11 protein-coding genes are annotated in these 12,997 nt (G+C 71.6%); 5 read left to right on the top strand and 6 right to left on the bottom strand.

Annotated features, from left to right (window positions below):
• The 4 genes from VNE60_03330 to VNE60_03345 all read left to right on the top strand — a co-directional run.
• The coding region (locus VNE60_03330) for a carbon starvation CstA 5TM domain-containing protein (protein ID HVB30540.1) at positions 1–519 on the top strand (519 nt) is incomplete at its 5' end.
• Between the two features lie 2 nt (positions 520–521).
• A complete protein-coding gene (locus VNE60_03335; protein ID HVB30541.1) occupies positions 522–722 on the top strand; it encodes a YbdD/YjiX family protein in 201 nt (66 codons plus the stop codon).
• 81 nt (positions 723–803) lie between these two features.
• Entirely contained in the window at positions 804–2,183 is a 1,380-nt protein-coding gene (locus tag VNE60_03340; GenBank protein ID HVB30542.1) for a hypothetical protein, read from the top strand.
• A 2-nt stretch (positions 2,184–2,185) separates the two neighbouring features.
• Entirely contained in the window at positions 2,186–3,577 is a 1,392-nt protein-coding gene (locus VNE60_03345; GenBank protein HVB30543.1) for a copper resistance protein CopC, read from the top strand.
• 7 nt (positions 3,578–3,584) lie between these two features.
• Here the strand turns inward: VNE60_03345 and VNE60_03350 are convergent, their stop codons facing one another.
• Positions 3,585–4,772, bottom strand: coding sequence for an MFS transporter (locus tag VNE60_03350; GenBank protein HVB30544.1), 1,188 nt, complete (start codon positions 4,770–4,772; stop codon positions 3,585–3,587).
• Positions 4,773–4,847: 75 nt separating this feature from the next.
• On the opposite strand from VNE60_03350, the gene VNE60_03355 reads away from it, so the two are divergent.
• Positions 4,848–6,050: a M20/M25/M40 family metallo-hydrolase gene (locus VNE60_03355; GenBank protein ID HVB30545.1), complete on the top strand. Its 1,203-nt coding sequence runs from the start codon at positions 4,848–4,850 to the stop codon at positions 6,048–6,050.
• Here VNE60_03355 and VNE60_03360 read toward each other — a convergent pair whose 3' ends face one another.
• The 5 genes from VNE60_03360 to VNE60_03380 form a co-directional block, all read right to left on the bottom strand.
• Complete coding sequence (locus VNE60_03360; protein ID HVB30546.1) at positions 6,051–7,799, bottom strand: putative ABC exporter domain-containing protein; 1,749 nt, start codon at positions 7,797–7,799, stop codon at positions 6,051–6,053.
• On the bottom strand, positions 7,800–8,543 hold the full coding sequence (locus tag VNE60_03365; GenBank protein HVB30547.1) for an ABC transporter ATP-binding protein: 744 nt from the start codon (positions 8,541–8,543) through the stop codon (positions 7,800–7,802).
• A 71-nt stretch (positions 8,544–8,614) separates the two neighbouring features.
• Complete coding sequence (locus VNE60_03370; protein HVB30548.1) at positions 8,615–9,601, bottom strand: sugar phosphate nucleotidyltransferase; 987 nt, start codon at positions 9,599–9,601, stop codon at positions 8,615–8,617.
• On the bottom strand, positions 9,598–9,999 hold the full coding sequence (locus VNE60_03375; GenBank protein HVB30549.1) for a cupin: 402 nt from the start codon (positions 9,997–9,999) through the stop codon (positions 9,598–9,600). Before VNE60_03375 ends, VNE60_03370 begins: the two co-directional genes overlap by 4 nt.
• 67 nt (positions 10,000–10,066) lie before the next feature.
• On the bottom strand, positions 10,067–12,997 hold a 2,931-nt coding region (locus VNE60_03380), incomplete at its 5' end, for a M1 family metallopeptidase (GenBank protein HVB30550.1).

The raw sequence follows: 12,997 nt of genomic DNA on the forward strand, positions 1-12,997 counted from the left end.
GCCCTGTTCGTGGCCATGTGGGGCCACTTCCTGTATCAGGGCGTGATCGACCCGCTGGGCGGGATCAATTCGCTGTGGCCGCTGTTCGGCATCTCCAACCAGCTGCTCGCCGCGGTGGCGCTGTGCGTGGGCACCACGGTCATCATCAAGATGGGCAAGGCCCGCTACGCATGGATCACCGTGCTGCCGCTGGTCTGGCTGGTGATCGTGACCATGACCGCGGGCTGGCAGAAGATGTTCTCCCCCGACCCGCACCTGGGCTTCCTGTCGCACGCGCACGCGCTGGGCGCCGCCATCGACGCCGGCGCGCTGCCCGCTGGCGTGGCCACCGCCGCCGCCGGGCGGCGGATGATGTTCAACGACTACCTCGACGCGGCGGTGGCCGGGTTCTTCATGGTCTCGGTGGTGGTCATCCTCATCGACTCCCTGCGGAGTTGGACGTCGGTGCTCAGCGGCCGCATGCCGGCCGTGTCGTCCGAGGTGCCGTTCCAACCGCGCGTCGCGACGGCGGGAGATTGAGCGTGCGCGCGTTGGCTCCGCTCCGCGCGCGTCTGCGCGCCGTCGGCGAGATCACGCGCCGCATCATCGGCGTGCCCGATTACGAACGCTACGCCGCCCACATGCGCCGGCATCATCCGGACCAGCAACCGCTGCCGCGCCATGAGTTCGCGCGCCAGCGGCTGGACGAGAAGTACGCCAAGCCAGGTTCGCGCTGCTGTTGAAGCCTGGTAGCCCGGCCCGCCGGGCCCGCCTATACTGCACGCACCCTCCGACCGCGCGTCGAATCTCAACCGATCGTCATCGTGCTCCACTGGTTGCTCCCGCGGCACCGCCTCGATGCGAAGGGCGTCCTCGGCACAGTCCTGTTCCTCGCCCTCGCCCCCTCGCTCGCCGCCGCCCAGACCCCGGCGCGCGACAGCGCGCGCTCCGGCCCCGACGCGATGGCCGGTCCGCTCGGCATTCCCATGGCGCGCATGGGCTCGGGCACGTCGTGGACGCCCGAAGCGGACCCGCTCCCGTCGCGACAATTCACCGCCGGCGCGTGGAACCTCATGGTGCACGGCGCCGCCTTCGGCCAGTACGATGTCCAGCACGGTCCGCGTGGCGGCCGCCAACTGGGCAGCCTGAGTTGGGGCATGCTCATGGCCAGCCGCGCGGCCGCCGGCGGGCAGCTCACGCTGCGCGGCATGTTCAGTCTCGATCCGCTCGGCGTGGGAGCCTGCGGATATCCGCTCCTGCTGCAGACGGGCGAGACCTGCCACGGACAGCCGCTGGTTGATCGCCAGCACCCCCACGATGCGGTCATGGAACTCGACGCCGAGTACGAGCGCGCCATCAGCCGGACGGTCGGCATCCTCGCCTACGCGGCGCCGGTGGGCGAGCCGGCGCTCGGACCGGTGGCATTCATGCACCGCGCCTCGGCGGCGCACGATCCGATGGCGCCGCTCGGGCACCATTGGCAGGACGCCACCCACGTGACGTTCGGCGTGGTCACCGCCGGCGTGTTCACGCGCACGCTGCGGCTCGAGGGCTCGGTGTTCAACGGACACGAGCCGGATGAGAATCGCTGGAACTTCGATCCCATCCAATTGAACTCGTATTCGGCGCGCGCCACGTACGACCCCGGCCCCAACTGGAGCCTCACCACGGGCTACGGTTTCATCAGCCGTCCCGAGGCGCTCCACCCCGGCGAGTCGGTGCACCGCCTCGTCGCCTCGGCCGCGTTCGCAACGGCGCTCGGCGGCGGCGGCCGATTCGCCGCCACCGCCATCGTCGGCTCCAACGCCACCAGCGGCGGCCAGGGCGTGACCAACAGCGCGCTGGTCGAGGCGGACTTCTCGCCCGACGGGCGCAATGCGTTCTTCGGCCGCGCCGAACTGGTCGACAAGACCGCGGAGGAGCTGGGCGTCGCCGGATTCGGCGCGGCGCGGAAGTTCCGCGTGGCCGAATCGAGCCTGGGGTTCGAACGGCGCGTGATCCGCGCCGCCGGTCTCGCCATCGGCGTCGGATTCCTCGGCACGGCCAACGCCGTGCCCGCCGACCTGGCGGGAGCGTACGGATCGCGCACACCGCTCGCGATCGATGTATACCTCCGCGTCACGCCGGCGCGCGCGCCCGCAGGAGCCACGATGGACATGAACATGCCGGCCATGGGACAGAGCAACGAAGAGGTCCGCCAATGACCATGGCGCGCCGACGCACCCGAGTGGGCGCGAGCGTGGCCATCGCCACGCTCGCCATGCTCATGTCCGCCGCTCCCCTGTTCGCGCACGCGCATCTCAGGCGCAGCACCCCGCGCGCCGGCGCCTCGCTCGCCGCGCCTCCCACGGTCATCGATCTCTGGTTCACCGAAGCCCCCGAGTTGGCGCTGTCCGGCGTGACGTTGAGCGACAGCGCGGGCACGCCCGTCGCCCTCGGCGCCCTCGGTGCCGACCCCCACGACCGGCTCGCCGTGCACGTGCCCATCATCGGCGCCATGCCCGCCGGCCGCTACACCGTCCGATGGCACGCCGTGGCCAGCGACGGCCATCCGTCCGGCGGATCATTCACGTTCGCCATCGCGCAGCCGGCGCCGGCAGGTGTCGGCCGCATGTCCCCCACCCCGTCCGACATGGCGGGTATGGTGCGCGCACCTGCCACCGCGGCGCCTCCGGCCGACGCCGGTGTGCTGGCGCCCGCTGATGTGGCCGTGCGCTGGCTGTGGTTCACGGCAACGCTGGTCGTGATCGGCGTCATCATGTTCCGTCTGGCCGTGCTCGACGGCGCGCGCGTCGGCGCCGAATCCACCGCCCGCATCGCCCAGCGCCTGGCCGTGCTCGGCGCCCTGGCGGCCGCGGCGCTGCTCGCGGTGGCGTGGCTGCGCCTCGCGCAACAGCAGGACCTGCTCGCCGGCGACGGCGCCGGCGCCATCCCCACGCTCAACACCGTCGTCCGGCACACGGCGTGGGGACGGGCATGGTTGCTTGGCCTGGCGAGCGCCACCGGCGCGCTGCTCGCGCTCGGATTCGCCGCGCGGCGCGATACGCGTCCTGCATGGGCCGCCGCCCTCGTGGCCGGCGTGGGCCTGGCGCTGGCGCCGGCATTCGGCGGCCACGCAGCGGCATCGGCGCAGTTCACGATCGCCGCCGTTGCCGACGACGCGGTGCACGTGTTCGCCGCGGCGAGTTGGCTGGGCGGATTGTGCTGCCTGGCCGTGGTCGCGATGCCGGTGCTCGTCCACTCACCCGCCGCCGATCGTTGGACGACCGTGGCGTCCACGGTCAACGCGTTCTCACCGGTGGCCCTGGGGGGCGCGGTGCTGGTGGCGCTGAGCGGCGGCGTCTCGGCGTGGCTCCGCGTGCGTACCGTGCACGCGCTGTTCACGTCGCGTTATGGGCACGTGCTCGAACTCAAGCTCGCGTTGGTGCTGCTCACCGTGGGCGTGGGCGCGTACAACTGGCGGCGCGCCCGCCCCGCCCTCGGCACCGAGGCGGCCACCGCGCGCCTGCGCCGTTCGGCCGCCACCGAATTGGCGCTCGCGCTCGCCGTCCTCGTCGTCACCGCCGTGCTGGTCGCGATGGATCTTCCCGCGTCGTAGCGCCCGATCAGGCCGCCCGTCGCGGCCCCGGCGCCACGAGCACGATCCCCACCGCCGCCGCGAGCGCCAGGCTCGCGCCGAGCGTGAACGCCGCGCCGGGTCCCACGCGGTCCCAGATCTCGCCGAAGATCAGCGATGCCGGCAGCGCTCCCAGGCCCACGGCCAGGTTGTACCACCCGAACGCCGTGCCGCGCCGTTCCGCCGGCACCACGTCCGACACCAGCGCGCGTTCGGCGCCCTCGGAGAATCCGAAGTACAGCCCGTACACCGCGAACAGCGCCCACGCGTGCCACTGCTGCGACGCGTGGGCGAACGAGAAGTACACCGCGGCGTAGAACAGCCATCCGATCACCAACGTCGGCTTGCGCCCGATCCGGTCCGACAGCGCGCCCCCCGGCGTGTTGGTCACCGTCTTCACGCCGTTGAGCAGCGCCCAGATGATCGGCATGAGCGCGATCGGCACGCCGAGCTGCCGCGCGCGCAGCAGCAGAAAGGCATCGGTGGAGTTGCCGAGCGTGAACACGAAGATCACCGCCATGAACGCCCAGAACCGCCCGCCCATCGGCTGCGACAGGTCGAGGGGCGTGCCGCTCGGCGCCACCCGCTTGGGCACCTCGCGCACTCCCCAGATCACCACGCCCACGGCAATCGCGCCCGGCACGAGCGCCAGCCAGAACACGTGGCGCATCGTGAGCCCCTCCCACTGCAGCAGCCCGAAGGCCACGAGCGGCCCCACCATCGCGCCGGCGTTGTCCCACGCGCGCTGGAATCCGAACGCCCGCCCGCGAATCGACGGATCCACCGAGTCGGCGATGAGCGCGTCGCGCGGCGAGTTGCGCAGTCCCTTGCCCACGCGGTCGCCCACGCGGATGGCCAGCACCTGCGTGGCCGACTGCGCGATCGCGATCAACGGCCGCGTGATCGACGCGATCACGTAGCCCACGAGCACGAACGGCTTGCGCGCGCGCACGCGGTCGGACCACCACCCGCTGGCCAGCTTGAGCAGCGCCGAGATGGATTCCGCCGTGCCTTCGATGGCGCCCACGAACGCCGCGCTCGCGCCCAGCGTCATCGTGAGGAACAGCGGCAGGAGCGGATAGATCATCTCGCTCGACACGTCGGTGAAGAAGCTCACGAGGCCGAGCGCCACGACGTTGCGGCCCAGGCGGCGGGGCGATTCGGGGGCGGGAGGCATGGCGGGCTCGGTCATGGGCGTTCGGGGAATCTACCTCTTGCCAAACGGCCGCGACGCCCCGCTGTTTTTAGGCACATGCCCCGTTCCTCCAATCGCCACGCCCAGACCTTCGCCGCCCTCGCCCCGCTGCGCGAGCGCCTGGCCGCGCGCGACGACGACGTCATGCGCACGCAGGTGACCGTGGCCGAAGTGCCCGCGCCCACCGGCGACGAGGGCGCCCGCGCCGCCTGGCTGCGCGACCGTTTTGCCGCGCTGGGGCTGGCCGGCGTGCGCATCGACGAAGCGGGCAACGTGATCGGGCGGCGCCCCGGCCGGCGCGACGACCGGCCGGTGGTGGTCTGCGCGCATCTCGACACGGTCTTTCCGCGCGAGACGGTGCTCACCGTGCGCCGCGAGGGCCGGCGGTTCTTCGGACCCGGCATCACCGACAACGGGCGCGGCCTCGCCGCGATGCTCGCCATCGCCGAATGCCTCGACCCGCGCCACATCCCGCTCGAACACCCGGTGGAGTTCCTCGGCAGCACGGGCGAGGAGGGCAACGGCGACCTGCGCGGCGCCAAGCACTACTTCGCCCGCGCCGGCGAGCGGCCGGCGGCGATGATCGCCGTGGACGGCGCCGGCGACGAGCGGATCATCCACCGCGCGCTCGGCGCGCGCCGCTTCCGCGTGACGTTCCGCGGGCCGGGCGGCCACAGCTGGTCGGCGTTCGGCGCCCCCAACGCCATTCACGCGGCCGCCGGCGCCACGGCGCGGCTCTCGGCCATTCGCCTGCCCGCCGATCCCCGCACCACGCTCAGCGTGGGACGCATCGGCGGCGGCATCTCCGTGAATTCCATTCCCGACCACGCGTGGCTCGAACTCGACGTGCGCTCGACCGACGGCCGCCAGCTGGACCACACGGAAGCCGAGGTCCACCGCGCCATCGCCGCCGCCGTGGACGAGGAGAACCACCGCCGCGCCCACGACACGCCGGCGCTCTCCGTGCACGTCACCCGCATCGGCGACCGGCCCGCCGGCGAGACTCCCGCCGATGACCCGCTGGTCCATGCCGCGCAAGCCATGACGAAGCTGGTGGGACGCGACCCCGAGCTGGCCATCGCGTCCACCGACGCCAACGTGCCCATCGGGCTCGGCATTCCCGCCATCGCCATCGGCGCCGGCGGAAAGGGCGGCGACGCGCACTCCACCACCGAATGGTTCGAGAATGCGCACGGGACGCGCGGCATCGCTCGCGCCCTCGCCATCGTGGTCGCCGCGGCGCAGTCGCCGCCGGACTGATCAGCCCGAGACCGACGTGGGCTCGATGCGCTCGAACGCGCGGCCGAGCAGTTGCACGACGCCCTGCAGCTCGAACGCGAGCGCGACGCTGCCGGCGAGCAACGCCACCAGCAGGCCGGCCGCCCCCGTGGCGCCGAGTTCGTACACCGACACGAAGCCGATCGCCGCCGGTACCACCAGCAGCACCGCCAGCTGGATCAGATAGAAACCCATCAGCAGGATCATCTGCCCCATCATCTCCACGCCGCCCGCCACCACCGTGCCCAGCCGCGCCCACCCGGGAAACAGGATCGGCGCGCCGTTCTGGATCGTCACGCTCGCGGCGTTGAACGCGAGCAGCACCGGCAGCGCGCCCACGGTGAGCGCCCACCGCACCGGCAGCGGCCCCCATTCGAGATGCGCCACGTGCGCCGCGCCCGCCGCCGCGGCCAGCGCCAGCGCCTGAACCACAGCCAGCGGGATCGACACGCTCAGCACCTCGGCGGCCACGATCGTCGCGCCGCGGAACGGCAGCGTCTTCAACTCCGCCAGATGCTGCAGATCCTGCCGCAGATCGCCGCGCAGCATCATCGGGCCCATCAGGAGCAGCACGGCGGTCAGCACCAGCGCGCCGAACGCGAGCCCCGCGGCCACGCCGCCCAGCTTGGGGCCGGCCAACGTGCCGACCACCGCGGCGAGCAGCAGGGGCGAGATGAACTGCCGGAACTGCATCGTGCGCCGCAGGCAGACGATGTTCTTCCACACGATGGCCACGGCGGGCCAACCCGTCGGGGCCAGCGGGAGTCCGCGTGAGCCGGCGGCCGCGGCGGCCGGCCTGGCCGCGGCGCTCGGTTTCGCCGTGGCGAATGCCGGGCGGTTGTGCAGCGCGGCGACGCGCCGCGCCCGCTCGCTCGTGGCCGTGAGCGCCGCCTCCTCGAATGCCGTGTCGGTGCGCATCACCCACACCACGTGCACGAGCAGCACGAGCAGCGCGCCGGGCAGCACACGCAGCCACTCGGCCACCGACGCGGCCGACGCGGCCGACGCCGGCGCGACGATCGCGTTGATGGGCCAGAGCACCAGGCTTGCCGGCTGCCGCGCCAGCGCCGCCGACAGCGCCTCCGCGGTGGCGCGCGCACCGTCGGCGGCCCGCCACGTCCCGGCGCTCGTCACCACATTGAACGTCACGGCCGCGATAGCCGCCACGAACACGGCGATGGAGGCGGCGTGGCGCCGCGCGCCCGGCATGCCATGCTGCGCCCACGATTCCCGCACCAACGCCGCGCCCAGGCGGTGCAGATACCCCACCGTGAACAGCAGCCACAGTCCCATCGCGCGCAGCATGAACGGAAGCGCCGACCCATTCTGGCGCAGAATCAACATCCAGATCAGCGTATTCAGGATCACCACGAACTGCGCGCGCGCGAGCTTGTAGCCCACGAGCTGTCGGCGGCTCAGCGGCGCCGGGAACAGGAACATCGCTTCGGCCTGCGAGAACGCGAGCGCCGTGCGGTCGCCGCCGAACAGCCACACCGCCACCGCGCCGGCAAAGAGCGCCCCCACCACCACCAGATGGGCCGCGCCGCCCAGGTCCAGCGTGCTCTGCCCATGCGCCCTGCCGGCATGGCGCCCGAACACGAACCAGAAGTACGCCACGCCGATCACCAGGGCCAGCGCATAACGCGGATTCCTGGACCGCCGCACCTGGAACGCCACGCGATTGCGGAGGCTGGTCCAGGTGAGGTAGACCAACGCGCCGACGGCCCCCACTCAGGCTCCGATGGGCCGGTCCGACCCGTCGCCGGTGAGCATCAGGAACACGTCCTCGAGGCTGCGCCCCGCCAGCGCCGGTCGCTCGGCCACGATCTGCTCCAGCGTGCCATACGCCACCGCCCGCCCCTTGGCGATCACGAGGAGCTTGGTGCACAACTCCTCCACCAGGTGCAGAAGGTGCGAACTGAGCACCACCGCGGCGCCGTCGCGCGCCCGGGCGGCGATCGTGTTCTTCATCCGGCGCATCCCGCCCGGATCCAGCCCCGTGAGCGGCTCGTCGAGGATCAACCCCGACGGGTTGTGCAGCAGCCCGCAGGCGATGGCCAGCTTCTGGCGCATGCCGCGCGACAGTTCCCCGGGCAACGCCCGCGCCTTGTCGGTCAGCTCCAGTTCGCGCAGCAGCTCGGGGGCGCGCGCCCCCGCGTCGGCCACGCCGTACACGCGGGCCACGAACGTCAGGTGCTCCTCGACGGTGAGATACTCGAACAAGTATGGCTCGTCGGGAATGAACGCCAGCGCCCGCTTGGCCTCCACCGGGTCGGTCACGATGTCGTGGCCGGCGATCGCGATCGTGCCCTGCGACGGGGCGATGATCCCCACCAGGCAGCGCAGCGTGGTCGTCTTGCCGGCGCCGTTGGGGCCCACGAGGCCGAGCACCTCGCCCGGCCCCACGTCAAACGAGAGTCCGGACACGGCGGGAAAGTCGCCGTACAGTTTGGTGAGCGCGCGAACGGAGATCATGGAAAGGCGGATGGGGGCGTGCCGCAACGATACCACCCGGGCGGCGGCGGCGCGATACCTCCCCCCGCCAGCTACCCGGCCAACACCTCGGACTGGTCGCCCACCGTCACCTGCCCGGCCACCCCCTCCAGCGCCACCTCGTCGCCGATCAGCGAATCGTGAAGCGCGCACCGCAGGATCCGCGCCCGCGAGCCGACGATCGTGTCGCGCAGCGTGGAATCCTCGATCGTCGTGCCGGCGCTGATCGAGACGTTGGGCCCGATCGTCGCCCGGCGCAGCGTCACGCCGTCCTCCACGTACACCGGCTCCACGAACGTCACCCCGGCGCCCGCCGCGGGATGGCGCGCCATGTGCCGCGTCTCGAGGATCGCCCGGTTGGTCGCGAGCAGCGTGTCGAGCTTGCCCGCGTCGTACCAGCCCTCCACGTCGATCACGCGGATCTTCGCGCCGTGGTCGATCATGTACTGGAAGGCGTCGGTGAGATAGTACTCGCCCTTGTTCTTGGGCGCCGCCAGCACGTGGGCGATCCCCTCGTACAGCAGCTTCCAGTTGCGGATGTAGTACAACCCGATGTTGGCGCGCTTGGAGATCGGCGTCGTCGGCTTCTCCACGATCCGCGTCATGTTGCCGTCGGCGTCGGTCACCACCACGCCGAACCGCTGGTAGTCCTCCACTTCCTTGGTCCAGATGATCCCGTCGGCGTCGGTGCGATGGATCACCGAGAGATCGGCGTCGAAGATCGTGTCCACGAACACGATCAGCACCGGCTGGTCCACGTACGGTCGGGCGAGCGCCACGGCGCCCGCCGTGCCGTCCTGCACGTGCTGCTCAATGAACACCGAGTCGAACGGATACTTGCCGCGCGCGTACGCCTCGACCTTCTCCTTGAGATGCCCGGTGATGTACACCACCTGCTCCACCCCGCCCAGGCGCTGCAGGTCGTCCATCACGTAGTCGATCACCGGCTTGCCCGCGATGCGCAGCATCGGCTTGGGCGTCACGTGCGTGTGCGGGCGCAGCCGCGTGCCCTTGCCCGCCAACGGAATGATCACCTTCATGGCGCGCTCGTGCCCTGGCGTCCGTAGCGGTCCTGCAGCCGGACGACGTCGGCCAGATGGGGAGTGGACGCCTCGAGAATGTCGCAGTCGGTGACCGCTTCCATCTGGTGCACCGTGTGCGGCGTGATGCGGTACGCCTCGCCGAGCGTGAGCTTGACGTCCACCGGCTTGGCGTCCGGCGGCACGGCGCCCCCCGCCACCGGCTGGTCCCACACGCGGTAGATCAGCTCGCCCGACAGCAGATACACCGTCTCGTCCTTGACGTCGTGATACTGCACCGACAGGGCCTGCCCCGCCTTGATGTGCAGGATCTTGCCCACGTACTGGTCGGTGTGGGCCCAGATGGTTTCATGTCCCCAGGGCTTGGGGACGTGCGTGACGGTGGCTCGACCGGACATGCGAATCGGGGTGAAGGACCCCACAATATCGCACGATTCCCCGTCATGCGCTGCCAGGGCCACCGCGCTACCAGAGATCCCCGAAGCTGAACGTCCATCGCGCCGCCACGGTCGCGCCGCGCCTGGTCAACCCGCCCCCGCCGGCCAACGCCGGCTGCTGCACCACCAGCGGCGCGTCCAGCCGCACGGTGAGGTCACGATCGTACAGCCGCCCCCGCAGCGACACCCCCACGCCGGCGTCGGCCAGGAACGCCCCGTCCAGCGCGTACGTGTCCGACGACGCGAACCCCGCATCGGCGAACGCCGAGCCCCACAGCGACACGTGGCTGAACACGTTCTCGGCCAGCCGCTGCGACAGCTCCCCGTTGCCCGCCACGATGCGCCGGATCGTGATCGCCGGATCGTACCCGCGCAGCCCTGCCCCGCCCAGCGGCAGATAGTTCACCCCGGGACGCGTCAGCACCGAGCCCCGCGGCCGGTACCAGTTGTCGTCGAACGTCGACAGCCCATCGCGGGCCGACAGGTGCAGCGCCGCCTGCGCCGGCGGGTCGTTGCTCATCGCGCCGTACACCCGCAGGTTCAACGCGTTGGCGCCGTCGTTCCAGTAGTTCGCGCTCCGCGCGCTCAACTCGGCGCGGCCGTATGCCGTGGACGAGAGCCCAACACCCGCCGCCGCGTCGATCGCCGAGTAGCCGCTGTCCGCCAGGAGCGCCGCCGGCAGGCGCACGCCGAACGTGCCGTGCAATTCGGTGAGCGGCCGGTTGTCCCAGTTGGCGGGCAGCATGCCGCGATCGTACACGTACGCCCCCGTCGCGCCCACCGTCGCCGTGATCTTCGGCCCCGGGGCGGTCCAGTACGGGCTCAGGTCCCACCGCTGGGACAGATCCACCCGCCCCACGCCGTCCAGCAGCGCCACGCCGCCCGACAGTCCCATCAGCGGCGCCGGCCACGCCGACACATATGGATTCTCGAATCGCCACCACCCCTGGACGCGGCTGATCGCCCGCGGCGGCGGGCCCGACGGCACGGCCCGCAGCCCACTCTCCACCGCCAGGCCCATGTCGTACCGGTCCACCATCCCCAGGTAATTCGCGCGCGCGCGCATCCCCACCGCCAGCGCGCCCGGGTCCGAGTACCACGCCAGCGGCGACAGCGCCACCAGCGAATGGTCGCGGTTGGCCTGATCCACGAACGGCCAGTCGAACACCGGCTCGGCGCCGCTCAGCCCGAACACGCTGGCGCCCACCACGTCGTCGCGCCGGTCCCAGTCGTACGTGGTGTGGTAGGGATCGATCCGCACCTCGAGCGGCTTCCCGGCGGTGGTGATCTCCACCGTCTGCACGTCCTTCGAGTAGTCGCCCCGGCCGATCGTCCACCCGCTCGCCGTGCGCACCCCCACCGGCATCGGGTGCACGTAGTCGCCGCGCCGCTCGATCGTCGCCGCCGTCACCCAGTGACCGTCGCTCGTCTGCGACGTCACGGCGCGGGTGAGCGCGTAGTCCACCAGCCCCACATGATGCACCCACTGGTCAAAGAACCACCCCAGCGGCTTGCCCGACGCGCGCTCCGCCGAGCCTTCCATGGCCCGCTCGTCCACGTGCTTGAGCGCCCAGCGCGTGTAGTAGTCGTGGAAGAACGCCCGGAACGCGCTGTCGCCCAACGCGTCGCGCAGCTGCGAGTACATCAGCTCGCCGCGGCTGTAGATCATCGCGTTGTACGTCCCGAAGTCGCGGAAGTCGTACGCCGGCGTTCCGATGGGCTGCGAGTGCCCCAGCATGTCCAGGCGCACGAGGTTGAGCCCCCGCTCCTCGGCGCGCGTCATCGTCGTCGCGAACGCCCGATACCCCTGGGCCAACCTCGGCGCCATGGGCGGACCCGCCGCCGCCAACTCCTGCGGCGTCTCCCCCTGCGCCCACGCCGTCTGGTAGCTGGTGAGCCCCTCGTCCATCCACCCCGAGCGCCATTCGTTGTCCGCCAGGATGCCGTACGTGAACTGGTGCCCGCCCTCGTGCAGGATGAGTGGCAGCTCGGCGCTCCCGTCCATGATCATCATCGGGAATTCCGTGCCGCCGTTCTCCAGACGATGCAGGTTGGTGAACGTGGGCCACGCGTAGGGCCCCCAGATCTTTTCCAGCCACTGGAACGCGCGGATCGTGCGCTCCACCGCGCGGCCCCCGCCCCACGTGCTGTCGTCCCCCGGCTGGTAGAGCACGTTGATCGACAGCGTGTCCCACGTCCTGAAGTGCTCGGGCGGCAGTTGCCGCACGTAGATCCCGCCCTCGTAGCGGTAGTCGGGCGAGGCGGACCACGCGAAGTGGTGCACGTTGCGCGCGTAGAAGCGCACCGCCTTGTCGCCCGCCGGCACGTTCACCGCCGGCGCCGGCGGCACGCTCCCGTACGCATCGCGCGGAATGCGCAGCACGCCCCACCGCAGGGCCGCGGCCCACCCGGGATCGCCGGCCACGGGGACCCCCGTGGCGCCGATCACCTGATCGTCGGGCACCACCAACGTCACGTCGTACGTGCCGAACTCGCCGTACAATTCGCCCGCCGGCACGAACGGGTTGGACTCCCACCCGCCCCGGTCGTACACCGCGACCTTGGGATACCACTGCGCGAAATCGTAGTGGCGCCCGGCGCGCCCCTGCCGCCGGAACTCCGTGGACGGCCGCGCGTCCCATGCGAAGTGCACGCGCATCGAATCGCCCGGCGCCAGCGGGTGCGGCAGCGTGAAGCGCGCCACCGTGCTGTCGGGCGCCCCGGGATACTGCGCCGCCTCCGGCGTGCCGTCGAACGTCGGCGCGGCGGTGAACCGCTCGTACCCGTAGTCGGGGTCCTTCAGGTCCTGGAACCGCAGCCGCCCCTCGCGCGCGTCCACCGCGCTCCACCGGGAGCCCGGCCGGAACGCGTTCAGGTACTGCTGCACGTACATCTCGCGCAGCGTGTCGGGCGAGTGGTTCACGTAGACGAGATCGGCCACGCCGTGCACCACCTGCCG

The organism is Gemmatimonadaceae bacterium, from assembly GCA_035533755.1.
GTDB lineage: Bacteria > Gemmatimonadota > Gemmatimonadetes > Gemmatimonadales > Gemmatimonadaceae > JAGWRI01.